Source organism: Rhabdochromatium marinum (assembly GCF_016583795.1).
Taxonomy (GTDB): Bacteria; Pseudomonadota; Gammaproteobacteria; order Chromatiales; family Chromatiaceae; genus Rhabdochromatium; species Rhabdochromatium marinum.
Window position 1 is genome coordinate 1 of the sequence record NZ_NRRS01000015.1, and the last position, 26,491, is coordinate 26,491.

20 protein-coding genes and 1 pseudogene are annotated in these 26,491 nt (G+C 59.5%); 13 read left to right on the top strand and 8 right to left on the bottom strand.

The features are described 5' to 3' along the window. Positions 1 to 136 precede the first annotated feature (136 nt). The 9 genes and pseudogenes from CKO36_RS06745 to CKO36_RS06785 form a co-directional block, all read left to right on the top strand. Positions 137 to 436 (top strand): annotated as a pseudogene (locus CKO36_RS06745) (peptidase C39 family protein); the annotation flags it as partial. Beyond that, entirely contained in the window at positions 429 to 1,907 is a 1,479-nt protein-coding gene (locus CKO36_RS06750; RefSeq protein ID WP_200282347.1) for a RimK family protein, read from the top strand. The pseudogene CKO36_RS06745 and the gene CKO36_RS06750, both read left to right, overlap by 8 nt. 110 nt (positions 1,908 to 2,017) lie before the next feature. Further along, positions 2,018 to 3,913, top strand: a complete 1,896-nt coding sequence (locus CKO36_RS06755; protein ID WP_200282350.1) for a methyl-accepting chemotaxis protein — start codon at positions 2,018 to 2,020, stop codon at positions 3,911 to 3,913. Positions 3,914 to 4,220: 307 nt separating this feature from the next. Further along, a complete protein-coding gene (gene rsxA, locus CKO36_RS06760; RefSeq protein ID WP_200282353.1) occupies positions 4,221 to 4,802 on the top strand; it encodes an electron transport complex subunit RsxA in 582 nt (193 codons plus the stop codon). Between the two features lie 119 nt (positions 4,803 to 4,921). After that, the gene (gene rsxB, locus CKO36_RS06765) at positions 4,922 to 5,530 is read left to right on the top strand and encodes an electron transport complex subunit RsxB (RefSeq protein ID WP_200282356.1); all 609 of its coding nucleotides are present in this window, start codon (positions 4,922 to 4,924) and stop codon (positions 5,528 to 5,530) included. A 23-nt stretch (positions 5,531 to 5,553) separates the two neighbouring features. After that, on the top strand, positions 5,554 to 7,179 hold the full coding sequence (rsxC, locus tag CKO36_RS06770; protein ID WP_200282359.1) for an electron transport complex subunit RsxC: 1,626 nt from the start codon (positions 5,554 to 5,556) through the stop codon (positions 7,177 to 7,179). Continuing rightward, positions 7,176 to 8,234 carry an electron transport complex subunit RsxD gene (gene rsxD, locus CKO36_RS06775; protein WP_207161408.1) on the top strand — a complete coding sequence of 353 codons (1,059 nt, stop codon included), beginning with the start codon at positions 7,176 to 7,178 and terminating at the stop codon, positions 8,232 to 8,234. Before rsxC ends, rsxD begins: the two co-directional genes overlap by 4 nt. Positions 8,235 to 8,273: 39 nt before the next feature. Beyond that, entirely contained in the window at positions 8,274 to 9,020 is a 747-nt protein-coding gene (gene rsxG, locus CKO36_RS06780) for an electron transport complex subunit RsxG (RefSeq protein WP_200282362.1), read from the top strand. Beyond that, on the top strand, positions 9,020 to 9,733 hold the full coding sequence (locus CKO36_RS06785) for an electron transport complex subunit E (RefSeq protein WP_200282365.1): 714 nt from the start codon (positions 9,020 to 9,022) through the stop codon (positions 9,731 to 9,733). Before rsxG ends, CKO36_RS06785 begins: the two co-directional genes overlap by 1 nt. Before the next feature lie 10 nt (positions 9,734 to 9,743). Here CKO36_RS06785 and CKO36_RS06790 read toward each other — a convergent pair whose 3' ends face one another. The 3 genes from CKO36_RS06790 to CKO36_RS06800 all read right to left on the bottom strand — a co-directional run bounded on the left by CKO36_RS06790 (position 9,744) and on the right by CKO36_RS06800 (position 14,321). Further along, positions 9,744 to 12,053: a putative bifunctional diguanylate cyclase/phosphodiesterase gene (locus CKO36_RS06790; protein ID WP_200282368.1), complete on the bottom strand. Its 2,310-nt coding sequence runs from the start codon at positions 12,051 to 12,053 to the stop codon at positions 9,744 to 9,746. 7 nt (positions 12,054 to 12,060) lie between these two features. Then, complete coding sequence (locus CKO36_RS06795) at positions 12,061 to 13,302, bottom strand: FIST signal transduction protein (RefSeq protein WP_200282371.1); 1,242 nt, start codon at positions 13,300 to 13,302, stop codon at positions 12,061 to 12,063. Between the two features lie 125 nt (positions 13,303 to 13,427). Then, positions 13,428 to 14,321 carry a metallophosphoesterase family protein gene (locus CKO36_RS06800; protein WP_200282375.1) on the bottom strand — a complete coding sequence of 298 codons (894 nt, stop codon included), beginning with the start codon at positions 14,319 to 14,321 and terminating at the stop codon, positions 13,428 to 13,430. 294 nt (positions 14,322 to 14,615) lie between these two features. Here CKO36_RS06800 and CKO36_RS06805 point away from each other — a divergent pair, with 294 nt between their 5' ends. Continuing rightward, the gene (locus CKO36_RS06805; RefSeq protein WP_242469437.1) at positions 14,616 to 15,347 is read left to right on the top strand and encodes a hypothetical protein; all 732 of its coding nucleotides are present in this window, start codon (positions 14,616 to 14,618) and stop codon (positions 15,345 to 15,347) included. A 15-nt stretch (positions 15,348 to 15,362) separates the two neighbouring features. Here the strand turns inward: CKO36_RS06805 and CKO36_RS06810 are convergent, their stop codons facing one another. Beyond that, a complete protein-coding gene (locus CKO36_RS06810; RefSeq protein WP_242469438.1) occupies positions 15,363 to 16,124 on the bottom strand; it encodes a L,D-transpeptidase in 762 nt (253 codons plus the stop codon). 767 nt (positions 16,125 to 16,891) lie between these two features. Beyond that, on the bottom strand, positions 16,892 to 17,482 hold the full coding sequence (ampD, locus tag CKO36_RS06815) for a 1,6-anhydro-N-acetylmuramyl-L-alanine amidase AmpD (protein ID WP_200282378.1): 591 nt from the start codon (positions 17,480 to 17,482) through the stop codon (positions 16,892 to 16,894). A 127-nt stretch (positions 17,483 to 17,609) separates the two neighbouring features. Here ampD and nadC point away from each other — a divergent pair, with 127 nt between their 5' ends. Then, positions 17,610 to 18,497, top strand: a complete 888-nt coding sequence (nadC, locus tag CKO36_RS06820) for a carboxylating nicotinate-nucleotide diphosphorylase (protein WP_200282380.1) — start codon at positions 17,610 to 17,612, stop codon at positions 18,495 to 18,497. Between the two features lie 45 nt (positions 18,498 to 18,542). Here the strand turns inward: nadC and CKO36_RS06825 are convergent, their stop codons facing one another. From CKO36_RS06825 to CKO36_RS06835, 3 genes are read right to left on the bottom strand one after another with little or no spacing between them, the layout of a single operon-like run. Further along, positions 18,543 to 18,902, bottom strand: a complete 360-nt coding sequence (locus tag CKO36_RS06825; RefSeq protein WP_200282383.1) for a chaperone modulator CbpM — start codon at positions 18,900 to 18,902, stop codon at positions 18,543 to 18,545. A 2-nt stretch (positions 18,903 to 18,904) separates the two neighbouring features. Then, positions 18,905 to 19,846 (bottom strand): DnaJ C-terminal domain-containing protein, encoded by a 942-nt coding sequence (locus CKO36_RS06830; protein WP_200282402.1) that lies wholly within the window; start codon positions 19,844 to 19,846, stop codon positions 18,905 to 18,907. Positions 19,847 to 19,892: 46 nt separating this feature from the next. Continuing rightward, positions 19,893 to 21,365, bottom strand: a complete 1,473-nt coding sequence (locus tag CKO36_RS06835) for an AAA family ATPase (RefSeq protein WP_200282405.1) — start codon at positions 21,363 to 21,365, stop codon at positions 19,893 to 19,895. Positions 21,366 to 21,633: 268 nt separating this feature from the next. On the opposite strand from CKO36_RS06835, the gene CKO36_RS06840 reads away from it, so the two are divergent. Both CKO36_RS06840 and CKO36_RS06845 read left to right on the top strand, forming a co-directional pair. After that, complete coding sequence (locus tag CKO36_RS06840; protein ID WP_200282407.1) at positions 21,634 to 23,250, top strand: NADH-quinone oxidoreductase subunit L; 1,617 nt, start codon at positions 21,634 to 21,636, stop codon at positions 23,248 to 23,250. Between the two features lie 61 nt (positions 23,251 to 23,311). Continuing rightward, complete coding sequence (locus tag CKO36_RS06845; protein WP_200282409.1) at positions 23,312 to 25,993, top strand: YbcC family protein; 2,682 nt, start codon at positions 23,312 to 23,314, stop codon at positions 25,991 to 25,993. The last annotated feature ends 498 nt before the right edge of the window (positions 25,994 to 26,491 follow it).

Genomic DNA, 26,491 nt, shown 5'->3' on the forward strand with positions numbered 1-26,491 from the left:
CGCCGGGATTGTACTCAGCCTGCGGGCGCTGAGCCAAACGACCGGGCGCTGGCAACAATTTTGGCAGCGAATTGATCAATTCGGTGCCGCCTGTTTCGGGTGATCACATTATTCAAAGGCCGCACCCCTTGATGAGCTGCTCGGACGTTTTGAGGCCGGCGCCATCCCGCTGGTGTTGATTAGCTCCTACCGGATCTACGAGGAGCGATTCCCCCATTGGGTCGTCGTGACCGGCTTCGATGATCATTTTGTCTATGTCAACGACCCCTATATCGACTACAAGAACGGCGAGACACCGTCGGATTCGATCAATATGCCAATTCAGAAGAGCGAGTTTTGTCGCATGGCCCGCTACGGACGGGCTGGACTCCAGGCGGTTGTGCTGATCACTTACGGCGACGACCAGCCGGAGCGCTCGGAGCGCCCACATGGCTGAGCACATTCTGCTGGTTGAGCAACCTTCCGACTGGAAGCCTGAGTTTCCGCACCTGTCGGTTGTTACCGCTCGCGACTATTTGGCGAGCGACGACTATTCGGCCGGTAAGCAGCTGCGTGTCATCAACCTGTGCCGCAGCTATCGCTATCTCAGCATCGGCTACTACTGCTCGCTGTTAGCCGAGGCGCGCGGTCACAAAGTCATCCCGACCGTGCGTACGATGCAGGATCTCTCCAGTCGCGACATCTACAACCTGTCAACCGAGGAGCTCAACGCCCAGGCGCAGAAATCGCTGGCCCGGTGCAAAGGGGGGCTGGTGCCGACGGCCTATGAGCTGACCATGTTCGTCGGTCACTGCGGGGTCAATGAGCTTGAGCCGCTCGCGCGCCGGATCTTCGAGACCTTCCGCTGCCCAATCCTGCGGGTCGAGTTTCGCTTGCAGGGCACCTGGCGCATTGGAGCCATCAAGACGTTGCCGATCAGTGGCCTCAGCGCCGAGCAGGAAGGCGCGTTCTTCGCGGCCCTGGAGCGCTATCTGTCGCAACCCTGGCGTCAGCCGCGCGCGCGGCTAACCTACAAGTACGATCTGGCCATCCTCCACAATCCGGACGAGGAACTGCCGCCATCAAACCCCAAGGCTCTGGAGCGCTTCGTGCGCGTTGGCAAGGCCCTCGGCGTCAATGTCGAGCTGATCCAGCGCCGGGACTATGGCCGCCTGGCCGAATACGATGCCCTCCTGATCCGCGAGACGACACAGATCGGCCACCACACCTTCCGCTTCGCAAAGAAAGCCGACCGCGAGGGGATGGCGGTGATCGACGACCCGGATTCGATCCTGCGCTGTACAAACAAGGTATATCTCGCCGAGCTGCTGGAGGCCAACCGGGTGCCCCGGCCCAAGACTCTGATCCTGCGCCGTGAAATCCTGCTCGACGCAGAGGCCGAAATCGCCTATCCGATTGTGGTCAAAATCCCGGAGGGTTCGTTCTCGCGCGGGGTCTTCAAGGCCGGTGATCACGTCGAGCTGCAACGCATCGCCGCCAAGCTCTTCAAGCAGTCCGACCTGATCCTTGCTCAGGAGTATCTTTACACCGAGTTCGACTGGCGAATCGGTATTCTCGGGCGGCAGCCCCTCTACGCCTGTAAGTATTTCATGAGCGAGTCCCACTGGCAGATCGTGCGCCACGACGGTGATGGCCACCACGAGGAAGGGCTATTCGAGACGGTTGCTATCGATACTGTGCCGGCAGCAGTGGTGCGTGTGGCACTCAAGGCGGCCAATCTGATTGGCAATGGCCTCTACGGTGTCGATGCCAAGGTCACCGGGCAGGGGCCGGTCGTCATTGAAGTCAACGACAACCCCAATCTTGATGCTGGGATCGAGGACAAAATTCTCGGTGACGACCTTTATCGCGCCATCATTGGCGAGCTGGTCGCGCGACTCGACCGGCGCCGCTGCGGCGCCCGGTGACGGCGTTTAAGAATCCTTGGTTCGGGTTTTCCGGCCGTCATACGCTTGTCAAAACACTGTGCTTTAGTGTCCGGTTTCAAAAGCACTGGAGACGCGAGAGGGCGTCACACATGAGTATTCGCAAAAGTGTCACCCTGTTCGCTGTACTGGTGACTCTGCTGGTGGCTTTGGCATTGATTGTGATCGGACACCTGAGCAATCAGCGCATTCTTGAACGGGTCGCCGCCGAGGTGATCGCCGGCAAGCAGCTGGTATGGAAGCAAGTCCTGAAGCGCGAGTTTGACCACATGCAGCTTGGCATCGCTGACTTTGAGCGTGACTTTGCTCTGCGCCAGGCGCTCAAGGCGCAGGATGTCGCAGCGATTGACGCGGCCAGTGCGGCTCTCACCGAACTCATTGCTCATCAGCACTACTTTGACCGGTATCAGATTCTCAATCTGGACGGACAACCGCTGAGTGCGGCCACCGTTGCTCACAAGTTGCCGGATGGAGCGGACACCCTGATTCGCACCAGTGGTGCGGACGGCAAACCCCATTCCGGCCTGGGACGCAACGCCCAGGGTGAACCTGTGGCGCTGGTTGCCTTTCAGTTTGAGGTTGGACGCAAGCCGGTTGGCTATGGACTCTTGGAAAAATCCCTGCAACCGCTGATAGAGGCCTTTCACGCCATTGACGGCTCAGAACTGGCAATTCTCGATGCCAAAGGCCGCGCGGTGGCCGCCACCCAGCCCGAACAATGGTCGGCGCTGGATGTGGATCTGCCGCCGCTGGACCAATCGCACTATGCGCGCTATCCCAGCGCGGACGGGGTCGTTGCCGTTTCGGTGCAGCCCATTCTGGGGCTTGATCAGCGCCCGCTCGGGCAGTTGCTCAGCCTGACTGATGCTTCCGCCAGTGCAGCCGCCCAGCGGCGCTTTGATCTCATCGCCTATACCAGTGTCGCGGTGATTTTGCTGCTCGCCACCCTGGGGCTTTACTGGTACATCAAGCGCAAACTGCACCCACTAAACAACGCGATTGCCACTGTCTCCGCCCTGGCTGAAGGCAATCTGGATGCGCCCTTTCCTGCCTGGCGCAATGATGAAGTGGGCCACTTCATGACCGCCTTGCAACGTATGGTCGAGCGCATCCGCGAGATCATTGCCCATTTGCACCAGGCCAGTCAGGCATTGGATCGTTCAGCTGGTGACATGGCCAACCTCTCTGAGCACAGCATGATTCGCTTTGAACGCCAGAATGCTGAAACCGGCACCGTCTCCAGTGCTACCCACCAGCTTGCAGAAACCGCGCGCGAGGTGGTGTCGCACAGCTCTCAGGCGGTTGCCGCCACCGGCGAGGCGCAGCAGCGCATTGACGAAAGCCGTCGGTTGCTGGAACGCACCACCTCGGTGATTCGCCAGCTGGCCACTGAGATCGATCAGGCGGCCGTCGTGGTATTAAGCCTGGCGGATCGCAGCGACGCCGTCACCCTGGTGCTTGATGTGATGCGTGGCCTGGCCCAGCAGACCAACTTGCTGGCGCTCAATGCGGCCATTGAGGCCGCGCGCGCCGGCGAACATGGACGCGGCTTCAGTGTGGTGGCTCAGGAAGTCCGCCAGCTTGCCAACTGTACCCAGGATTCCATCGGTGAGATCGAAGCCCTCATCGCCGCCCTGAATAACAGCTCCCAGGATGCGGTTCAGGTGATCCACTCCAATCGCGACCGCGCCCATCAGAGTATCGGGCACTATGATGAGGTTGTTGCCCATCTCGACGCTTTCTCCCAGTCCGTCAATCAGGTCATTGCGATGACCCACCAGATTTCAGCCGTTGCCAATCAACAAAACCAGATGGCAGCCGAGATTGCCACTGCGCTTGCTGAGATCAGTACCCTGGCGCAGGAAAACGCCGAAGCTGCCCGCCACGGCCTTGGCCACAGCGGCCAGCTGCGCCATCTGTCGCAGGCACTGAGCGACCGCATCCGCTATTTTCAACTTCAGACTGTTGGTTCAACGCTCTCCGGTTAGGCTCTTAAAGTTATTATGAATGATCTCTCGGGACTTGACACAACCCGAATCTCGATGCCGGAATCGAGGACAAGATCCTCGGTGACGGCGCAACGGATGACTGTAGCGCTGGTCGCAGTTATCATATCCTCTCAGTTTCCAGGGTTTCCGACAGTTGTCTAGCGAGGGAAAGATCGCTAGACTTCCGCGTTTGCGAATGCCACCACCTTGGCGGTCGCAGCGCATCGGGGGCTGATGCCCCGTTGCAGCGCTTTGTTTCAAGCCCACGCCACTTGCTCAGTTCGTCGCCCGAAAGGTCTCAGTTCCAATGACCGAATACGCCCTTATCCTGGTCAGCACCGTGCTGGTCAACAACTTCGTTTTGGTCAAATTTTTAGGCCTCTGCCCCTTTATGGGGGTCTCGAAAAAGCTCGAAACCGCCATTGGCATGGGCCTGGCAACCACCTTCGTGCTGACGCTGTCCTCGGTCACCTCCTGGCTGGTCAATGCCTATTTGCTCGAACCTTTGGGAATCGAGTATCTGCGCACCATCGCCTTTATTCTGGTGATTGCGGTGGTGGTGCAATTTACCGAGACGGTGATGCACAAGACCAGCCCGGTGCTCTATCAGGTGTTGGGTATCTTTCTGCCCCTGATCACCACCAACTGCGCCGTGCTCGGTGTGGCGCTGCTGAACTTGCAGGAAGAGCGCAGCTTTATGGAGGCAACGCTCTATGGCTTCGGCGCGGCGGTTGGTTTTTCGCTGGTGCTGGCGCTCTTTGCCTCAGTGCGCGAGCGAGTGGCGGTAGCGGATGTGCCGGAGCCCTTTCAGGGGGGCGCCATTGCCCTGATTACAGCCGGGTTGATGTCGCTGGCCTTTATGGGGTTTGCTGGTCTGGTGGCCAATTAAACTCAGCTGCACGAAGATTCCCGGTGCCCCAGGGCATCATTCGGAATCAATGCACCATTGAAGTGGCCCGACATCATCGCGGGCCGCTGATCACCCTGTCAGAATGAGGTTCGAGAACCATGTTGGTTGCCATCGGAGCCGTTGCCGTGTTGGCCCTTGTGTTTGGTTTACTGCTCGGCTACTCCGCCATCCGTTTCCACATCGACGGCGATCCCATCGCCGATCAGGCAGAGGCCCTGTTGCCGCAGAGTCAGTGCGGGCAATGTGGCTATCCCGGCTGCCGGCCCTATGCCGAGGCTGTGGCCACTGGTGAGGCGGACATTAATCTGTGCTCCCCAGGCGGGGAGGGCACTATGCTAGCGCTGGCCGATCTGCTCGGACGCGAGCCAGTGGCGCTCGGTGAAGTGGTGCCCAAGCCCAAGGCGTTGGCGGTAATCAAGGAGCAGGACTGCATCGGCTGCACCAAATGCCTGCAATCCTGCCCGGTGGATGCCATTGTCGGTGCGGCCAAGAGCCTGCACGCGGTGATCGCCAGCGAATGCACCAGTTGCGAGCTGTGTATTTCAGTCTGCCCGGTCGAGTGCATTCACATGGTTCCGATCGAGCAGAATTTGTCCAACTGGAAGTGGCCCTATCCCGAGCCCATGCCCGTCGCAGCCTCCACTCAGATCTCCGCCGATTGGCCGGACAGTTCCAACTCCGGTCCCGATCAGCGTCAGGCGGCCTAACGGTCGATGTAACAAGTTCCATCATGACTCAAAGCACCCAAACGTCCTCTCAGACTCCTACATCCTCACCCAAGCTGTGGAAATTCCATGGCGGTATTCACCTGCCCGATGAGAAAGCACTGTCCAATCAGGGGCCGGTGGTGGAGGCCAAGCTGCCCACGCAATTGGTCATTCCGCTGGCACAGCACATTGGCGCGCCGGCGCGGCCCTGCGTGCAGCCGGGCGAGCGCGTTTTCAAAGGGCAGATGATCGGTGAACCCCAGGGCTATGTCAGTGCGCCGGTGCATGCATCCAGCTCAGGTGTGGTCCGTGCCATTGAGCCGCATGCCATGCCGCATCCCTCCGGACTGCCGGCGCCCTGCGTCATCATCGACACCGATGGCGAAGATGCCTGGGCGCCGGACCGGCCCGAGCCAGTGGCGGATTTTCAGTCACTCGATGCCGAGGCCCTGCGCGCGCGGATTCGCATGGCCGGCATCGTGGGACTGGGTGGCGCCTCTTTTCCTTCCAGCGTCAAGCTCAATCCGGGACAGGATCAGCCCATTGATACCCTGGTGCTGAACGGTGCCGAGTGCGAACCCTATATTACCTGCGATGATCTCCTGATGCGTGAGCGCGCGAGCGAGGTTGTCACTGGCGCACGTATTCTGCTGCACCTGCTCGGCACTGGGCGCGTGCTGATCGGTATCGAGGACAACAAGCCCGAAGCCATTGCCGCCATGCGCCAGGCGGTGGCCGAGCAGCAGGCGCAGACCCCGGCCCAGCTGGAGGTGGTGGAGATCCCGACGCTGTATCCCAGCGGTGGGGAGAAGCAGCTGATTCGTATTCTGACCGGGCGTGAGGTGCCGACGCATGGCATCCCGGCGCAGATCGGTGTGGTGTGCCAGAACGTCGCCACGGTGGCAGCGGTGGCCGATGCTGTGCTGCGCGGTCAGCCATTGATCGAGCGCTATGTCACGGTGACTGGACGCGGTATTGCCCAACCGGGTAATTTCCGCGTGCGCGTGGGCACTCTGGCCAGCGAATTGATTGCTGCCAGCGGTGGTTACAGCGGCGAACTGGCCAAGCTGATCGCCGGTGGCCCGATGATGGGAATGACGCTCCAGGGTGACGCAGTGCCGATCACCAAGGCCATGAACTGCCTGTTGGCGCTGACGCCAGCAGAGTCGCCCGACCCCGGACCGGCCATGCCCTGCATTCGGTGCGGCCAGTGCGCCCAAGTCTGCCCCACCAGTCTGCTGCCGCAGCAGATGTACTGGCATGCGCGGGCCAAGGATCTCGATAAGGTGCAGGACTACAATCTGTTTGACTGCATTGAGTGTGGTTGCTGCGCCCATGTGTGCCCGGCGCATATTCCGCTGGTGCAGTATTACCGCTACGCCAAGAACGAAAGCTGGGCGCGCGAACGCGAGAAACAGGCCTCCGAGCATGCCAAGCGGCGCCACGAGGCGCGTGAGGCGCGACTGGAACGGCTGGAGCGCGAGCGCAAGGCGAAATTGCGCAAGAAAAAAGAAGCTATCACCCCGAAAACCAAGGCCGCGCCGGGTCAGTCAGCGGCCGTGGGTGGTGCTGAGCAGAGCAGTGTCAGCAGCGCTGCTGACACGAAGACCGACACGGCGAAGACCGATACGGCCGGGAGCGTCCAATGATCAGCGGTGCATTGACTTCTTCTCCGCACAGCGCGCGCCCCTACCGGGTCGATCAGGTCATGCTGCAAGTGTGCCTGGCGTTGATTCCCGGCACCCTGGCGTTGGTGTGGTTCTTCGGCTGGGGCGTGATCATCAATATGCTGCTGGCCAGCCTGTTCGCGCTGGGCGCCGAGGCGCTGGTGATGAAGCTGCGCGGACGCCCGGTGCTGCCGGTGATTGGTGATCTCAGTGCTCTGGTCACGGCGCTCTTGTTTGCCCTGACTATTCCGCCGACCTTGCCCTGGTGGCTGACACTGTTGGGCATTCTGTTTGCCATTGTCATCGTCAAACAGCTCTATGGCGGCATCGGTTACAACCCCTTCAACCCGGCCATGGCGGGCTATGTGTTTCTGCTGATCTCCTATCCGGTCGCCACCACCAGCTGGCTGCCGCCGGATGTGCCGAGTTTGCTGGAGGCGCGGGATCTGGTGCATCTGTCCTTTCTGGATTCCGCCCGGCTGATCTTCACCGGCGCGCTGCCGCCTGAGACCACCTGGGATGCGGTCAGCGGGGCCACGCCGCTTGATGAATTGCGCACCCGGCTTGATCAAAACATCCTGATGACCGAGATTCGCCAGAGTCCGCTGTGGGGCTTTGTCGGTGGTCAGGGGTGGGAGTGGGCCAGTCTGGGCTTTCTGCTTGGCGGGCTGTATTTGCTCTACATTCGCGTCATCAGTTGGCATATTCCGGTCAGTCTGCTGGGCAGTCTGGCGGTGCTGTCGGGGCTGTTCTGGGTCTTTGATCCCAGCCATTTTCCCGCGCCCTGGTTCCACCTGTTCTCAGGAGCGGCCATGCTCGGTGCCTTCTTTATCGCCACCGATCCGGTCAGTGCTGCCACCACCAAGCGTGGGCAGCTGGTCTTTGGGGCTTTAATCGGCGCAGTGGTCTTTGTGATCCGCACCTGGGGCGGTTATCCGGATGCCGTCGCCTTCGGCGTCTTGCTGCTGAATATTGCCGCCCCCATGATCGATCACTACACCCAGCCGCGCGTTTATGGCCATGGTAAAAAGACCTGACGCTGTCTGCATTGACGCTTGACCGGAGATAATGAGGCGATGAAAAAAAATCCTATTCTGACGGCCGGCTTTATCCTCGGCGCCTTTTCGGTGGCCGGTGTTGGTCTGGTGGCCGTCACCCATGCGATGACTGATCGGCAGATTGCGGACAATCAGCGCAATGCCATGCTGAGCAAGCTGGAGGCCATTGTTCCCGAAGGGCAACTCAAGAACGACCCATTGGCCGATCGCATTGCCGTCAGTGATCCTGAGCGGTTGGGTGGCGAAACCACTGAGGTGTTTCGCGTGCGCGATGGCGAGGAGCCGGTGGCGTTGATTTTGCAGCCTATCGTACCGGATGGCTATGCCGGTCCGATTCGGCTGTTAGTGTCCGTGCTGCCTGATGGCACCCTGGGTGGCGTGCGGGTGCTGGAGCATCACGAAACTCCCGGTTTGGGCGATAAGATCGACGAGAAAAAATCCAACTGGATTATTGAAGAATTTAATGGCAAATCCATCGGCAATCCCCCGGCGGAGCAGTGGCATGTGAAGCGCGACGGCGGTGTCTTTGACCAGTTTACCGGCGCCACCATCACCCCGCGCTCGATTGTTGGGGCGGTCTATGACACCCTGATGTATGTTGATCAGCAGGGACAGCGTCTGTACACCGAGCCAGCCATTGGCAGCGAAGACGCCGCTCCGGCTCCGGCGCAGTCACCGGTTCCGGAGGCCACGACAACCGATCAGGCGCGCATACAGCCGACGACGCACGGCGCGACGGCAGCGGCATCTAAGGAGGCTTCCTGATGGCGGATCAACGCTATGGCTCCATTATCAGAGACGGCCTGTGGAACAACAACCAGGCCCTGGTCGCCATGCTCGGGCTCTGCCCGCTGCTGGCTGTTACCACCACCGCCACCAATGGTCTGGGCATGGGGCTGGCCACTACGGCGGTGCTGGTGCTGTCGAATGCCACCGTGTCGCTGATTCGCAATCTGGTCAAACCCGAGGTGCGTCTGCCAGTCTTCGTGCTGGTCATTGCTTCTTTCGTGACTGCGGTCGAGCTGAGTATGCAGGCTTATCTGTACGACCTGTATCTGGTGCTGGGGCTGTTTATTCCCCTGATTGTTACCAACTGCGCCATCATCGGGCGTGCCGAGGCCTTTGCTTCCAAGGCACGGCTGGATCAGGCCATCGTGGATGGTTTGGCGATGGGGCTTGGTTTTACCCTGGTGCTCATGGTGCTGGGCGGCCTGCGCGAACTGCTGGGTCAGGGCACGCTGTTCTATCAGGCTGAGCTGCTGCTGGGCGAGGGGGCCGCCGGCTTTGGCTTGTCGCTGGGGGATAATTTCCATGGTGCCCTGCTGGTCATGCTGCCCCCGGGAGCCTTCATTGGCCTTGGCATGCTGATCGCGCTAAAAAACATCCTTGATAAGCGCATCGAACGGCGGCGGCAGGCACTGAGCGCGCGCCAGTCAACCGATGAAGGATTTGCCCCCTCAGCGGCCAGTGCTGGATAAAAAGCCCGCGCTACATCGGGGTACTGTGGAGGTCGAACGTCTGCATGAATTCATCCGTTGGCAGGGGCATGCTAAAAAAATACCCCTGATAAAGATCGCAGTGACGTGTGCGCAGAAACTGCAACTGCTCTTCAGTTTCGACGCCCTCGGCAACCACAGCAACCTTCAAATGGCGACAGACGGCCAAGATGGCCTCGACCAAGGCGACATCATTGGAATCGGTGCAAACATCCTGTATGAAGCTGCGGTCGATTTTTAACTCATCAATCGGGAGCTGTTTTAGGTAGGCCAAGGACGAGTAGCCGGTACCAAAGTCGTCGATTGACAGGCGCACACCAAGTGCTTTGAGATCTTGCATTTTTTCCACCGTGCCTTGAATATCCTCAATAACCACCCCCTCGGTGAGTTCCAGCGTTAAACACTCCGACGGGATGCCTGACTGATCCAGCGCCTGCTGTACTTGTGCGACGAAATGAGTCTGGAGAAATTGTCGTGGGCTGACGTTCACCGACAGGCTCAGCGCCCGGTTGTGGCGCTTGATTTGCGCCAGAAACCGGCAGGCCTCGTTGAGCACCCAGTGCCCGATGGGAAGAATCAGGCTGGTATCCTCGGCCACACTAATGAAGATCTTTGGCGGAATCATGCCTTTGCTTGGGTGGCGCCAGCGCAGCAAGGCTTCCATACCGAGCAGATGCCCTTGGGCGTCGACCTGCGGCTGATAGTAGAGCATCAGCTGATGGTCATCGATGGCATGCTTAAGCTCGCCCTCCAGGTTGAAGCGCGCCTCGGCGGCTTGTTGCATGGATTTCTCAAAAAAGCGCGTGCAATTGCGTCCACTTTCCTTGGCGTCGTAGAGCGCCGTGTCGGCCTCGCGCAACAGATCGTGAAAGCAAACCTCGTTGCCGCGCAGCAGGGTGATGCCAATGCTGATTTCCGAGTTGATCTCACCTTCGGGCAGCTCGAAAGGGACGGATAGCAAGCGGTGAATTTTCTCCGCAACCACCCGGGCATAATGTGAGGCTTCAACGGCATCTCTGGACAGTTTTGTGAGCAGAATGACGAACTCGTCTCCGCCAAAGCGGGCGATGGTGTCCTCAGCCCGCAGTGTGGAGTGCAGACGGGCAGCGAGCTTTTGCAGCAGGTGGTCGCCAACGTTATGACCGCGCGCGTCATTGATTTGCTTGAAACGGTCGATATCTAAAAACATCACCGCCCCGATGTGGCCGTGGCGCTGGGCAGCCGCTTGAGCCGTGGTCAGTCGATCAAGAAACAGGCGACGGTTGGGCAGATCGGTCAAGGGATCAAAATACGCCAGCCGATGGATGGCCGCTTCGCTGAGTTTCTGCTCGGTAATGTTCAGGCAACTGCCGGCGGCACGTCGCGGGCGCCCGGATGGGTCGGGATCAAAGCCCTTGGCGCGGTCAAGCAGCCAGATCCATGCGCCGGATTGATGGCGGATTCGATACTGGAGTTCGATTTTGTGGCGCTGACCATCTAGAACCGCGCTGGTGATGTGCTGTACGTTGGGAAGATCCTCGGGATGCAAGCGTTGACACCATTCCTCCATGGATGTGGGGGTGGTGTCTGGATCGCAGCCAAGAATGCGGGCAAAACGCTCGTCGCAGGCCACATGACCGGTCTCGAGGTTCATGTCGTAGAGCCCGACATCGGCACCCTCCAGCGCCAGATCCAGGCGCTCCTGGATGCGGCGCAGGTCCTTTTCCGTCTGTTGACGGGCTGAAAAATCGCGCTGGCGTTCAAGCAAACCGCTATAGACGCTGAGGGCTGCCTCGGCAATCTGGCGGTCGGCTGGGTTTAGCTGTTTGCGCTGGCCGCGGGGCTTGTTGCGCAGGCCCAGCAACAGACTCAGAGGTGAGTTGTGCAGCTCCACCCAGAACCCCTGTTCCAGGTTGGTGGCTTGCAGGATTGGGTGGTTACCCGGGAGCAGCGAGCCATTGGCGGGAAACTCAGTCAATACGGGGATTGAGCTGGCTGTTTTGATACCAATGGCTTGCGTGAGCTTAAAACGACACGGTTCTGGCGTGTCTGTGCGCTGCAACAGGGCCGCCGCATCAATGGCGAGTCGCTCGATAAACAGCATGAGCAACTGTTCGCCAAGCTGATCAGCGAACTCAGGGCTGTCCTGCAACGTCTGCGCAAAGGCGTAGATGCGTTGCACCACCAGTGCGAGCGTGCGGTCGCGCCGTGCATCACGCCGCGCTTGCACCAGGGCCTCCTGCAACTGCATGACCCGCGCGCCCAGTTCATCGCATTGCTGGCGATAGTAAGCGAGTGCCTCGGGGGTGGTATCAGCTGGCATGAGCTACTCAGTTTGCGGCGGTGCAGATCAGGAGCACGCCGGTCCAGTCGAGCGGGCGAGCGCGTCCCATGAAAGGCGCGATTTCAACGCCTGAATAAAAGCCCAGCAAGGGGCAGAGCGCACCAACCTGCTCGCGCACCGCAATGGATTCGTCTTCGTCAAGGCCAACAAAGGGCATCGAGCGACCGGCACAGTCGAAATAGAGGCCGAACAGTAGAGATTGTCCCTCAAGCGCAGCCAGCAGTGCATCAGTTTGGACTTGGGCGGATGTAATCATGCGCGTGGGTTCGTAGCTCATGATCTGGATGTGCGAACCGGCGTGGAAGTCGGCTTCAGTCAGGATGAGTGCGTCATCGGCTGGGTCGATGGCCATGACGAGCCGGTTGACGTATTGGGCGTCATTGAAGGGGATGTAAGGATCGCCGTGCTTTTTGCCAATGGTGATTGATGGCAGTGGTTGGCGGGCAAGCAGCTCTGCGCGCGAGACTCGAAGACGCTCTTCAACCACCCTGAGCGCTGGTTGGCCGTTGATTTCGAGTAATCTGGCACCGTCGATGCGCGTGATTTCAAGAAAATCACTGGCTGGCCGGCAGCCGTGCATGATGGTGTAGTGTCCGGCAATGCTGGCTGGCAGCACGATGGCAACCGCTGTGTGGCGCGCGACGCCTTCACCGTCGAACAGGTAGCTATCGGACATTTCCAGGTCGTTGAGCGTACCGGCGCCGAGGATGAGTGGCGTTTGTGGGCCCAGTGCTTCATGCAGACCATCGAGCAGGCGGCTGCACACATGCAGCTTGGGTGGCTGTTGGCAGTTATTGATGGAATCGTAAAACAGCAGCACGACGCGTTCTGGCTCCAGCGCCAGCGCCTGAAGTTGCTGGCCGAGCTGACAGCCGACGGTGGTTTCGTCTTGATCGAGGCCGTCGACGCGGATGATGGCGGCTGGCGCCAGGGCCTCAGCGAACAGCATCAGCCCGCATTCGTAGCCGCTGCTGTGTGCGCCTTGTGCACTGATGATGCCAGTGCCACTGCCGCCAAGGATCGGAATGTCACCCAGTTCAGTGCGCAAGCCTTCCAGCACCTCAGTGGGTTCGTGCAGTCCTCCCGCAAAGGCAAGCAACCAGGCCGGCGGTTGCTCCTGTCCCAAGCGCTCGCGTGCCTGGCGTGCTGCTGTGCGCGCGGCGGTGACTGCATCGGCGTGACGGGCTTGACCGACAGCGACGGAGTTTGCGGATAGATCCGAATTCATTAACAACGGCCTATGTCGAACTCGAACGCTGACTGAATCTGGTGACTCATAACGACTTATCGTGTTGAATTCTAGTGCGTTCCACCAGGTTCTGCAAGTGCGTTACCCAGTCTGGGATGTCTGCATCAGTGAGCAGGCGGGTCGATGCGCACAATCTGATCGACTGGAGCGACAGGGTCGTCCGGCTTGCTTGGCGGCGTCGCGTCCTCGGGAATGGCGCTGATCATCATTTCCTGGGTGCGATGATGCTCCAGATTGCGCACACAGACAGATAGTTGCTCACCATCCCAGCGCAGCTCGTTGAAGCTGGGCGGGGTAGAGCGCAGGCGCCGCGATAAGGTACCGGCGCCGATCATGCGCACGGGACCCTGTGCCGTTGGCTGCATGAGATCGAAAGCATCGTGAACATGACCGGAGAGCACAGCGAGTACCTGGCGCCTGGCCAGTTCGGTCAGCGCCTTCTGGCCGTTTCCGGTCAGCGCAGTGCCTCGGGTGCCGGCTTCGCGCAGCGGGTGGTGCGAACAGATCAGTGCTCGTGTTCCTTGAGGCAGGGCGTCAAGCTTGGCCAGGCAACGCTCAAGCGCTGCTTCGGTGATCCAGCCTTTGGACCAGTTCAGGCGTGGTTGCCAGCGAGCTACGGTTTTGAGCGGCACAATGGCCAGTCCGGGCAAGTCAATGTCCACCTCCACCTTATCCTCAATGGCCTGGATGCGCTGATAAGGATCGAAAAAGCGCTGGATGGGGTTGAAGTACGGCAAGTCATGATTGCCCACTTCGACGGTGACCGGTGCCTCCAGTGAGCGAATCCAGGTGCAGGCGGCATCGAACTCGCGTCGTCGGGCGCGCATGGTCAGATCGCCGGTGATGAGTACGGCATCCGGCTGCTGGGCGGCGATTTCCTGTTTCGCCCAGGCGAGTGCACGACGGTCCTCAAGGCCGAAATGGATGTCGCTCAGGTGGATCAGCTGGTATGGCTTGCGCAGCGGCACAGGGCTTAGGGTGGGGGCGGTATTGGACATCGTTTAAGAACAATCGCGGGACTTGGCTAAGATGTTGAACTGTTCAGGATAGATGTTGCTGGTGGCTGGATCTTTGCTTGCGTTGTCGATATAACACCAACCACCGGCGATCACGGCAAAAACCAGAGGACGTCAGCGAAAATTTTTTGGATTGAGTTCATGAGGTGACAAGTGTTGGTTTTTTGTGTGACTGCTGAGCGTGTTAAACGTCTGCCAAGCGCTTTGAGTATGCCAACCCAGGATCAGTCTTGCATCATTGGTTGCGTCGGTCGGGTTCGCACCGCTGGGATGCTTATGATGATCCTGCTGCTCGGTACCATCACAGTTGCTGTTTCTGCCGCGCCTTCCTCGTCCTCAATACAGACATTGGATACTGCTCAGACATCTGTTTCCTTTCCTCTGGCGCCAAAGTATGTGATCAATCCGAATGGTTCCGTTACCCTGCGCATCTGTTTTAACTGGTCATGTGCACGTCGTGAATTGATCAGTTTCACGGCTGCTGATTTGGCACAATTGAGGGCACACATGGCGATCTGCCCAGCGACCAGTTTGCACAATCGCTTACAGCAAGTACGTATCGGCATCTGGCAAATGGAATTGCTGGCTCAGAAACAGCAGCCATTTTTGGCCAATGATCGTGCCATCAATGACTTTGAGACTGGCATCAAAGGACGGATGGATTGTGTCGATAATGCCAGCAATACCACGACTTATCTGCATATTCTCCAGGATCTCGGAGCGCTGAACGGATGGATCCTGTCATCGCCCAAGGTGCGCAATCGCTTCGATGTCAACGGGGTGCATTGGACAGCCGTGATTATTGATAAGGAAAGCGGTCATCGCTGGAGCCTTGACTCCTGGTATCGTCCAAACGGCCATCTGCCCATGGTGATGCCTTTGCAGGCCTGGCTCAATGGGAAAAAAGCCTGGGAGCCGCCTTTCGACGACGTCAATGCCACGCCGCATTCAATCGAGGAACTCTGTCATACCCAGCCGTTTGATTCTTTAAAGTCTGGGCAGCCTTAAGCCGCGACTTTGGCTTCAGTCCGCATTAGCCGCTACCGCATGTGGATTATGGTTATCGCCCCCGTACTCCTTGGTTTCCGGCAGGATATACACAATTCCGCCCTTGCCGGAGAACTGATCCTGTATCACCTGCTTAAAAAAATCGACGGGAACATTGATGCAGCCAAATGAGATACGATTGTCACGTGGCGTTGTAGACGCCAGACGTTCCGCGCGACGATCCCGCGCCGTACCCTTGACGACGGCATGCATTGATAGGGATTGCTCATAGTCCAGCCAGAGTATCGCCTTGCCCTTGTGATTGTGGCCCATAGCGGACACAAAACGCCCGGCGGGTGTGGTGCGCTCCGCTGGCGGAATGCGGGACAGCGGCTTGTTGCCGATGCCAGGAGTGGAATAATCGCCGCTAGCCAGTCCCAGCAGTACCGGTGCCGCTTGGTTGAGCTGCCCCTTGGCATTAAACACATAAACCTTGGCGTTGATTTTATCAACAATTGCAAATGGCAGTTGATGATGATCTCCCGAGCTGACAATCCAGTGTGCCAAGTCTCTGGTTCGTTGTGAAGCACTCTCCGAGGCAAAATTCACCTGGTCGCGTCGCGCCTTACTCGTGCTAGGGTCCACGACATAGGCGAGGTTGGCATCTGCGGAATAGCTAGTATCAAGCATGGGATTGGGCTTATCGGCGCTCTGCCCTGATCGGATGCCCTGGCTCGGAACGCAACCGCTACCCAGCAGGCTAAGGCACAGAGCCATGCTCATCACATGTTGATACAACCGGGTTGAGAGCCAGTGTTGTATGATCTGAGGCATACCTTGCAGACGATTGGCGATGCAGTGGTCGGTAGTCATCAGGCGACACTGTGAGTCAATGTGCGGAGACATAGTATTTATCAAACCGATTGCGTCTAAGGGTCGAGTCCCGGAGCCCAAGGCTAACAAATTCAACCGTCTGTATAAAGTCCTTGTAGGTCTGCCAGAAGATCTGGGCGTTCGTGTTGAACCGACGCAAACGCTTTCATCTTGACAGTCAGGCGTGGAGGCTGGATATTGCCAAGCTCGCGACCAGGCCAATCTGTTGCGAGAAGACTGGTTGTTATGCGTTGACGCCCTTTCGCACTCTCAAGTAGCGTGAATTTACATTCCATTAAGATAGGTCACGAAAGATGAACAACACTAAAAGATCCGTTCTCGCCATCATGGCTGTGATCCTGGTTCTGGGGCTCGCGGCTTGCAGTACCACCAAGCATGAGCCGGCGCCCGAGGCTCCAGCACCGATGATGCCAAAAGCAGATCGTGGTTAATGCTTTTGTCCAGGCTGCGCGTCATGACATCATGAGCTTCCAGCGGCAATTGCCTAACGCAGATTAGGCCATGATTCCAACCGGCAACACGGGGACTGGAGTTTTTCCGGGAGATTGGATGCAAGCAGCCAGTTCATTAAGGCATCCGAGGTGTGATTAGCCGCCTCGGGTGCCAAGTCCCCTATCAATGCAGACGTTTGCGACTGAATTCTCCGCTCGCCTCTCCTTTTATCCCACCTTTTACCATCGGCGCGCATACAGGCTTCCCAGATACCGCTCCCAGTTGAAGCCGGAGCCTGGATCTGTTTTGCGTCCCGGCGCGATGTGCTGATGGCCAAGGATGCGCTCGGGGGTGATGGCGGGAAAGAGGCGTCTGATCGCCTGGGTGGTGGGGATCAGGCGTTCGTACTGAGCGTCGGTGAAAGGGCTGTTATCTGTGCCTTCCAGCTCGATGCCGATTGAGAAATCATTGCAATCAGTCCGTCCGTTGAAGGTGGAGACGCCGGCATGCCAGGCGCGTTGGTGCAGATCGACATATTGCACCAGTTCACCATTGCGACGAATTAGCAGGTGGGCGGAGACGCGCAGGTTTGCAATGGCGCGAAAATAGGGATGCTGCGCCGGATCGAGCTGGTTGAGGAATAACTGCTCAATCCAGGTGCCGCCGAACTCACCGGGTGGCAGGCTGATGCAGTGAATAACCAGCAGATCCACCAGGGTTTCCAGCGGACGTGCATCGCAGTTGGGCGAGGGGCAGTGGCGCGCAGTGGCGAGCCAGCCGGTGGCTGTGTCAGGGGCAGGCGCAGGCGTTGATCCGGTGGTAGCGTTCATGGTGGATGCTTGTGAGGTGCAAAAAACAGTTAAAACAGCCAATGCCACAGGAGTATAGTCGTGCGGGTCGTGAGCATAAATTGTTACCAATTCCTACCAACGATCATCAACTGAATTGAGAAGCCGGATGTTAGCCACTGATGCCCCCACGCCTGATCCCGATGTTCTTGCGCAATCCTTGCCCGCTGCGGAATGTATTGCTCAGCATGTGCAGACAGCCTTGGTCGAAGATCTCGGCAGCGGCGATATTACCGCCGCGCTCTTACCGGCTGGTCAGCGTGGGCGCGCGGAGCTGATTACGCGCGAGATGGCGGTGCTGAGCGGTCGGGCCTGGTTCGATGGGGTGTTTCGCGCCCTTGATCCGCACTATCAGGCCGATTGGCAGGTGCGCGATGGCGAGCGTCTGATGGCCGGGCAGCGCCTGTGTGTGATTGAGGGCGGGCTGCGTGAGTTGCTAAGCGGTGAGCGCACAGCGATGAATTTTCTGCAAGTGCTCTCCGGTACCGCAACTCGCGCGCGCCGCTATGCGGATGCGGTCGCGGGGCTGCCGACGCGGATTCTCGATACCCGCAAGACGCTGCCGGGTCTGCGCGCGGCGCAGAAATACGCTGTGCTGTGCGGTGGTTGTGACAATCACCGCATGGGGTTGTTTGATGCCATTCTGATTAAGGAAAACCACATTATGGCAGCAGGCTCCATTGCGGCAGCGGTGGCGGCCGCGCGGGCCACTGCGGCCGGGGTGCGAGTGGAAGTCGAGGTGGAAAATCTCGATGAATTGGAACAGGCGCTGACTGCTGGGGCGGAGCGGGTGTTGCTGGATAACTTTGGTCTGCATCTGTTGCGCGAAGCAGTGACCCTGACCGCCGGACGCGCCCGACTCGAGGCTTCCGGCGGTATTTCTCTGACAGCGTTGCGCGCCATTGCCGAGACGGGCGTGGATGATATTTCCGTCGGTGATCTGACCAAAAGTGTCGAGGCGGTGGATCTGTCGCTGCGCCTGAGTCCGAGCGGCTGACGATAACCATAACCGCAGGAACCGCAAGGTACCGCGCTCAGTCGGTCATGGCTCCACATCCGTCAGGCGTCCCAGATGCTGTTCCAGAAGGCGCACGCGGTTGCGTAAATACTCGACTTCGTCAAGCAGTTCCAGCGCCAGGGCAGCACCGGCGAGATTGAGCTCGAGATCCTGTTGCAGGCGCAGGGCGCGGCGGGCGCGCTGAATCTCCAGGCCGCTAAAGCACCAGTGTTCGGGTTGGGTGCCGTGCGGATGGAGCATGCCTTCGCCAACCATCAGCTTAATTTGAGACACGCTCAGGTTGCAGACCTCGGTCAATTCCGTGACGCTGACCACTGTGCCTTCGTCGAGCAGGATGCCTTCGATTCCGAAGGGTGCGTTCCCGCTGCTTGTTCTCTGTGTCATGATCAGGCTCCCAGCTTGGCTCTAGGATTGAAGGTGCCAAAGTGCTCGGCGAGCTGTCGATAGGCCTCCCGCGTCGGTTCGTCGCTCGCCGGCGGTGTGACGATTTCAAATTGTACAAAGGCATCGCCGGGTGTTTTGCCGGGTAGCCCCCGGCCTTTCAGGCGCAGGCGCTGATTGCTTTGTGAACCGGCCGGAATGCGCAGGCTGACGGTGCCGCCCAGGGTGGGCACTGGCACCGTGGCGCCAAGAGCCGCCTCCCAGGGTGTGATGGGCAGGGTGAGATAAATATCCTTGCCCTCAGCGCGAAACATGGGATGAGGGGCGAAGTCGATTTCCAGAAACAGATCGCCCCGGCCACCGCCGCCGGGGGAGCCCTGGCCGGCAAGGCGAATCTGCTGGCCCTGGGTGACTCCAGCAGGGATGCGCACGTTGAGCGTGCGACTGTTGGGTTCGACGCTGCCATCCAGGCGCCGCCGTGGATCATCAAGGCGAATCTGGCGGGTGGCGCCCTGATAGGCGTCTTCCAGTGAGATCTGAATACGAGTGGTCTGGTCCATGCCGCGCTGCCGTGGTTGAGGGCCTTCGCGGCGAAAACCGCGACCGAAGACGCTGGCGAAGAAGTCGCTGAACTGGTCGATATCCTCGGGCGAAAAATCCTGCTGAAAGCCGCCGAAACCGCCAGCGCCTCCCGGACCACCGGGCGGCGGACGGAAGTCCTGTCCGGCCTGCCAGCCGCTGCCCAGGGCGTCGTAGGCAGCGCGCTTGTCCGGATCCTTTAAGACCTCGTTGGCTTCGTTGACCTCCTTAAAGCGTTGTTCAGCCTGGGGTTCCTTGCTAACATCAGGATGGTATTTGCGCGCCAACTTGCGATAGGCGCTTTTGATTTGATCCTGTTTGGCATCGCGCGGCACCCCGAGGATTTTGTAGTAGTCCTTGTATTCCATTGCGCGTTACTGGGTCTGTGGTTGTCGGATTAAAAGTAGGAACGCATCAGGCCGGAACGGTGCGGTGTTGTGCCCAGGCCCGCAGCCGGGCGATCTGCACGTCCATCACCACCGACAGCGGCTGCGTGCGCTGGAGTTCGGTGGCGATGGCTTGGGTGCCCAGGCCGGCGCTGTCATCGGCACGGGCCGCATAGAGGGCTGAGACCACGGCCTGCTCAATACCGGCCCCCGAAAAGCCATCGGACAGGGCCGCGAGCTGGTCGAGATCGAAATCATCTGGGTCGAGGCCGCGTTTGGTCAGATGGATGCGCAAGATCTCGCGGCGTATGTTGGTGTTGGGCAGATCGACGAAGAAGATTTCATCGAAGCGGCCCTTGCGCACCAGCTCCGGTGGCAACAGCTTAATATCGTTGGAGGTGGCCACCAAAAAAATCGCCGCCTTGCGCTCAGCCATCCAGGTCAGCAGGGTGCCGATGATGCGCCGACCGGTGCCCTCGTCACTGTTGCCAACCGACAGGCCTTTTTCAATTTCATCCAGCCATAGCACGCAAGGTGCCATCACTTCGGCGGTTTTCAGCGATTCGCGCAGATTACGCTCGGTTTCACCAATGTATTTGTTGTACAGCGCGCCAAAATCAAGCCGCAACAGCGGTACGCCAAACAGCCCGGCTACTGCCTTGGCGGCCAGACTCTTGCCGCCCCCCTGCACGCCGAGCAGCATGATTCCACGCGGGCGCTCGGTGTGCGGCTCATCGGACAGGAAGGGCTCACGGCGCAGATCGATCCAGGCTTTCAGGTTTTCAAGCCCGGCCACCTCAGCGAAGCTGGCGGTGTCGTACTCAAACGAAATGCTGCCTTCCGGGCTGAGCAACTGGTGTTTGGCGCGGGTGATTTCCTCAACATCGGACTCGGTAATGGCGCCATCGCGATGAATGGCATTGCGCACCAGGCGGCGTGCGTCGGATTCGGTCACCCCGAGCAGGGTGCGCGACAGGCGATCCACTGCCTTGCGGTTGGCGCGAAAAGCCCGGCGCGGGCCGGCATGTTGCCAGCGCTGGGCTTCTTCACGGATCAGGGTCAGCAGGCGGCTGCGATTGGGCAAGCGCAGGCTGAAGCGGGCGCTCAGATGGCGAAATTCCGGTGGGCTTTCAAGCGCATGGCTGACCAATACCAGACGCCGGGCGACTTCACTGAAGTTGAGGGCAATTTCCTTTATCAGGCGCACATGCAGTGGATTGTCGAGAAAGGGATGAAAGTCAAGCAGCAGATAGATACCAGACTGCGAGCTGACCTTGATATAGCGCAGCATCTCGGCCGGCTCGGCCAGGTCCGCCTGGGGGCGGGCGTCATATTCGGCGCGGCGCAAGCCATCGGTCATGGTCCAGCAAAACAAGGGTAGGGCGAATTGAATCGCCAGCCGGCTGAACAGCTCAATGATGCGCTTTTCCTCCAGCGATTCAATCAGCAGCACCGGGGTTTCGGTGCGCAGAATCAGGTCGAGATCATGCAGATCAGTCATGGCTGTGCGGGTTGAATCGGCTGCTTGGTTAGCCTTTGCTCGGGAAATCAGAGTTTACATCATCGTGGCTGAAATGAGCGCATGGCGAAGGGCGTTGAACGGGCCGGGGTAGCAGGCCCGCCAGCGGCGCCCGTGGCCGCGTGCGCTGCGTATCATAGATAAAAATCTATCCTTTTTTTAGAAAAGACCGGCTTTTATTGAAGTCTAAATCGCGCCATACTCAATTCTGCAATCGGTTGTCAATGGGCGTCATTCCCTGGAGGTGTGTATGTCATTCTCACTGATGACGGCTGCGGCGCTGGCCGCTCCCTTGAGTCTCTGGACTTTGGTGGCGGTGCCGGATCGTCTGGCGCAGTCACTCGGCCATCGTCTGGCGGTGGTGACCAATGCCCTAGCCTGGGTGGCCTTTGGTCTGGCATTGACCACTCTGTTACTGCATGGATTCGGGCCGGCGGAGGCGCTGACGCTGCTATCGATCACTTTGCCGTTTGATGTTGGTGCTCTGGCTATCGGTGTCTATGTTGATGCGGTCACCGTCATCATGCTGACCCTGGTGGCGCTGGTGGGGGCGGTGGTTTCGACCTATTCGCTCAACTACATGGCCGGGGAGTCGCGCGAAGGCTATTTTCATAAGTGGCTCATGCTGACGTTGGCCTCCATTTTAACGGTGCTGGTGGCGAGCAATCTGCTGATGTTCTCCCTGGCCTGGATGGCGACCAGTCTGTGCTTGCATCAGCTGTTGCTGTTTTATCCCGAGCGTCCGGGAGCGATCCTGGCAGCGCATAAAAAGTTCGTGTTTAGCCGCATCGGCGATGCCAGTCTGTTCATTGCCAGCCTGCTGATTGGCGCGACCCTGCACACCATGGATCTGTCTGGTGTGTATGCCGCTTTGGCCTGTCACAGCGGTCCGCTGCCGGGCACTTTACAGACAGCGGCCTGGCTGATTGTGCTGGCAGCGGTGCTGAAGTGTGCGCAGTTTCCCTTTCATGGCTGGATCTTGCAGGTCATGGAAGCGCCAACGCCGGTGTCCGCGCTCTTGCATGCCGGCATTGTCAATGCGGGGGCTTTCCTGGTAATCCGCATGAGCCCGGTGATGTCGTTCTCCGGTGTGGCTCTGGATAGCCTGGCGGTGGTGGGTCTGGTCACGCTGGCAATCAGCTCGCTGGTGATGCTGACCCAGACCAGTATCAAGGTTTCGCTCGCCTGGTCCACCTCGGCGCAGATGGGCTTCATGCTGCTGGAGGCCGGTCTGGGACTCTACAGCTTGGCGCTGCTGCATCTGGTGGCGCACTCTCTGTATAAAGCGCACGCCTTTTTGGCTTCGGGCAGCGGTGTTGATGGTTTCCGTGCGCCGGTGCTGCCCTTCGGGCATGGCGCACCCCAACCCTGGCATTGGCTGGTGGCCTTTCAGGGGGCGATTTTGATGACGCTGATCGCCGGTTTTCTGTTCGGGATCGATCCGCGCGAACAGCCGGCGCTCATTGTGACCGGTGCCGTGGTCACCATTGCCTGCGCGCAACTCTTGTTGCAGGCACTGGTACTGGAAGACAACGCCAAGTTGCTGATCCGTGCGACCGCTATGGGGGCCTTTGTGTGCCTGGCCTATTTTACCCTGCATCGTGCTTTTGAGCAGGCGATTGCTGGAAGTGTACAACCGGCTGAGCCGGCCAGCGTTGCCTTTGAAAGTATGCTGGGGGTGGCCGTGGTGCTGGTTTTTGTTGGGCTGTTGCTGTTGCAGCATCTGTTCGGTCGCTTGCGCGGGCCGGTGCGTCAGGCTATTCAGGTGCATCTCTACAATGGGCTTTATGTGGATATTTTGGTGACGCGTTTGATTACCCGGCTGTGGCCGGCGCCCAAGCGGTCGGCCGCTGTACGCCTGGGGTGAACGCCGGCAGACAGCAAACTGTGAACTTCCAGTGTGAATGTCCAGCGTGAGGAGTGAGATCATGATGCAGACAGCTGTTGAAGCGGATAACGGGACAGCCGTGCCGGCAACGCCGGCGCAGCGTCGCGAGGCTGAGGTGAGCGTGGAACTGGAACAGCGCATCGCGGCAGCCTGTGAGCGCATTGCGCCGGTCTGGCCACTGGATCGCTTTGTGGCGGTGAATCCCTTTCATGGCCTGGTTGATCAGTCCTTTCAGCAGGCGGCCGCGACCCTGTGCCGGATTAGCGGAGCACGGCTCTATATGCCGCGTGCCTATTATCGCGAGCAGATGGACAATGGGCGCATCAGCGACGCCGATCTGCGTGCCGCAGCACAACACTGCGGCCATGCGCTGAGTCCGGCTGCGCTGCGCCAGGCGGTACTGACCGAGCCGGCGTCAGCAGCGGGCGTGCCCTTGCTGACCGCAGTGCTTGATGAGCAGGATGCCGATGACTGGTCGAGCTTTGTTGTGGAACGCATCAGTCACCATTGCGCGGCCTATTACGACATGGGGCAGGCGACCTGGAAACGGCCCTGGACCGGGCTGTCGCTCTATACTGCCTGGCGACGCTTTGCCGCGCTTGATTACAGCGCCACCATGATGGGTCAGCATGGCATGCGCGCGCGGGTCAAGGCATTGCCGGACTCGCCGCAGGTCTGTATCGCCTCGGCACTGCGCCGGCTGGGACTGCCGCCGCAGGCACAGCTTGATTACATGCATGCGGCGTTGCTCGACATCGGGGGCTGGGCTGCCTGGACGCGCCTGCTGCGCTGGGAGGCAGAGTTGGCTGGCGAAACCGATGACAGCCTGGTAGAGTTGCTGGCGATTCGTCTGGCTTGGGATCTGCTGGTGTTCGAGCACAAGGCCAGCCCGGAGTTAATCAACCGTTGGCGCGAGGTCTGTGAGCGGCTCGGGCGCGGTGAGGTCGCTAATCCGACGTTGAATGCTCAGGCGCCGAATGCCCCGACAAAGCGTTCGGACAGTGGGGATCTGGCGGCCAGTAATCAGGCAACCGGCGATCAGGAGAACGGCAATCAGGTGCCCGAGGCGCTGATCGATCATATCTTGCTGACCGCATTTGAGTTGGGCTATCAGCGCCGGCTGCTGGGAATGCTGACCCCCCAGGAACAGGCCACAGAGCGACCGGCGGTGGCGTCACGCCCGGCGGTGCAGGCGGCCTTTTGTATTGATGTGCGCTCGGAGGTCATCCGCCGTGCTTTCGAAACCATCTGCCCGCAGGCACAAACCCTGGGCTTTGCCGGGTTCTTTGGGTTGCCGATTGAGCATGTGCCGCTCGGAGCTGTGGCAGCGCGTGCGCATCTGCCGGTGTTGCTCAAACCGAGTTACCGGGTGTGCTCGACTCTGCAGGGAGCCGATGCCGAGGAGACCGCTCAGGCGCTGGCTACGCAGCGGCGGCGCAATGGGCTGAGCAAAACCTGGAAAGCCTTTAAAATGGGGGCTTCCTCCTGCTTTTCGTTCGTCGAGGCCGCTGGTCTGCTGCTCTACACGCCCAAGATTCTGGCCGACAGTTTTGGCTTCGCGCGGCCAGTGCCGGCGCCCGATGATATGCGGCTTGACCGCGAGCAGGCCGGGCGGGTTAGCCCGAGTCTGGACGCTCCGGTGCACAGTGCCTGTGCACATCAAGAGGCGGCTTTGGGTGAGGCAACGCACCTGAGCGGCATTCCAGCCGCTGACCGCCTTGGGCTGGCTGAATCGATGCTGCGGGGGCTGTCGCTGACCGAAGGCTTCGCGCGCTTGGTGTTACTGGTCGGGCATGGCAGCACAGTGGTGAATAATCCACAGGCTGCCGGGCTGGACTGTGGGGCCTGTGGCGGTCTCAGTGGCGAGGCCAGCGCCCGCATTGGTGCGGCGTTGCTGAATGATCCCGCTGTGCGCGCCGGGTTGGCCGAACGCGGCATTGAAATTCCAGCCGATACCCGCTTCCTAGGGGCTTTGCACGACACCTGTGTCGATCAGATTCGGCTGTTTGAGACCGACTATCTGCCAAGTGATTATGCTGAGGAACTGGCTGAGCTGGAGAGCTGGCTGGCGCAGGCCGGCGAGTTGACACGCTTGCAGCGTGCGGCACGACTGGGCTTGCAGGGGCAGTCGCGGCGGGCGATTAACGCCAGGATTCACAAGCGCAGTCGCGACTGGTCGCAGGTGCGCCCGGAATGGGCGCTGGCAGGCTGCGCGGCCTTTATTGCCGCCCCGCGTACCCGCACCCGCACACTCGATCTCGGTGGGCGGACCTTTTTGCATGATTATGACTGGCAAGCTGATGACAACTTTGCTGTGCTGGAGCTGATCATGACCGCGCCCATGGTGGTGGCCGGCTGGATCAATCTGCAATACTATGGTTCGACCACCGATAATCGCCGCTTTGGCAGTGGTAACAAGGTGCTGCACAATGTTGTGGGTGGTGCCATCGGTGTGCTGGAAGGCAACACGGGCGATCTGCGCGTTGGCCTGCCGCTGCAATCCCTGCACGACGGCCAGCGCTGGGTGCATGAGCCGCTGCGGTTGTCAGTATTTCTGGAAGCGCCCCAAGAGCCGATTGATGCCATCATTGCGCGCCAAGCGTTGGTGCGGCAGATGCTTGACAACGGCTGGCTGCATCTGTTCCGGATTGATGCCGAGGGCATGATCACCCAGCGCCTACACAATCTTGGCTGGCAGGCACCTGTGGCCCATGCAGCCTAATTAAAGCCTGGCACTTCACGTCCGAAGTTTGCCAGGAAGTTTGCATCATCAATAGATCGGTGGTGTTGCAAAATTGTGCATGATCTTCTCAACTCGCTCCAGATGGTGCGCCGCACCCGGGCGAGGCTTTCGCAGAAGGTGGCGTGAGATGTGAAGTACCAAGCGCGCCGGATACAATTGAGGTCGACAGAGGACGCAACGGTGGAATCGTAGGGCGTTTTGGTCGACATCAGACGATACCGCCCGCGACCCTCTGCCTTCAACCCATCCGACTCCGCCTCCATCACCCGGAGCGTCACCTTGCCCTTCCGCAAAGACTCAAAAATGGCCAAAGTCGAGTTCTGTACATTGTGTCTTTTGCTGAGAAGGGGCTATAGTACAGGCTTACTTGCGAGAAAAGGGCGATGTATCCTCGGCTAAGCTTAAATCGCCCGTCTCAGCCGGGGTTGCATTATTTTGTGTTCACTTAAGGTATTGTGACCACTGCATGCCAAGTTG

Coding starts and splice junctions, on each gene's coding strand:
- CKO36_RS06750 (WP_200282347.1), top strand. CDS start 429: ATGGCTGAGCACATTCTGCTGGTTGAGCAACCTTCCGACTGGAAGCCT.
- CKO36_RS06755 (WP_200282350.1), top strand. CDS start 2,018: ATGAGTATTCGCAAAAGTGTCACCCTGTTCGCTGTACTGGTGACTCTG.
- rsxA (WP_200282353.1), top strand. CDS start 4,221: ATGACCGAATACGCCCTTATCCTGGTCAGCACCGTGCTGGTCAACAAC.
- rsxB (WP_200282356.1), top strand. CDS start 4,922: ATGTTGGTTGCCATCGGAGCCGTTGCCGTGTTGGCCCTTGTGTTTGGT.
- rsxC (WP_200282359.1), top strand. CDS start 5,554: ATGACTCAAAGCACCCAAACGTCCTCTCAGACTCCTACATCCTCACCC.
- rsxD (WP_207161408.1), top strand. CDS start 7,176: ATGATCAGCGGTGCATTGACTTCTTCTCCGCACAGCGCGCGCCCCTAC.
- rsxG (WP_200282362.1), top strand. CDS start 8,274: ATGAAAAAAAATCCTATTCTGACGGCCGGCTTTATCCTCGGCGCCTTT.
- CKO36_RS06785 (WP_200282365.1), top strand. CDS start 9,020: ATGGCGGATCAACGCTATGGCTCCATTATCAGAGACGGCCTGTGGAAC.
- CKO36_RS06790 (WP_200282368.1), bottom strand. CDS start 12,053: ATGCCAGCTGATACCACCCCCGAGGCACTCGCTTACTATCGCCAGCAA.
- CKO36_RS06795 (WP_200282371.1), bottom strand. CDS start 13,302: ATGAATTCGGATCTATCCGCAAACTCCGTCGCTGTCGGTCAAGCCCGT.
- CKO36_RS06800 (WP_200282375.1), bottom strand. CDS start 14,321: ATGTCCAATACCGCCCCCACCCTAAGCCCTGTGCCGCTGCGCAAGCCA.
- CKO36_RS06805 (WP_242469437.1), top strand. CDS start 14,616: ATGATGATCCTGCTGCTCGGTACCATCACAGTTGCTGTTTCTGCCGCG.
- ampD (WP_200282378.1), bottom strand. CDS start 17,482: ATGAACGCTACCACCGGATCAACGCCTGCGCCTGCCCCTGACACAGCC.
- nadC (WP_200282380.1), top strand. CDS start 17,610: ATGTTAGCCACTGATGCCCCCACGCCTGATCCCGATGTTCTTGCGCAA.
- CKO36_RS06825 (WP_200282383.1), bottom strand. CDS start 18,902: ATGACACAGAGAACAAGCAGCGGGAACGCACCCTTCGGAATCGAAGGC.
- CKO36_RS06830 (WP_200282402.1), bottom strand. CDS start 19,846: ATGGAATACAAGGACTACTACAAAATCCTCGGGGTGCCGCGCGATGCC.
- CKO36_RS06835 (WP_200282405.1), bottom strand. CDS start 21,365: ATGACTGATCTGCATGATCTCGACCTGATTCTGCGCACCGAAACCCCG.
- CKO36_RS06840 (WP_200282407.1), top strand. CDS start 21,634: ATGTCATTCTCACTGATGACGGCTGCGGCGCTGGCCGCTCCCTTGAGT.
- CKO36_RS06845 (WP_200282409.1), top strand. CDS start 23,312: ATGATGCAGACAGCTGTTGAAGCGGATAACGGGACAGCCGTGCCGGCA.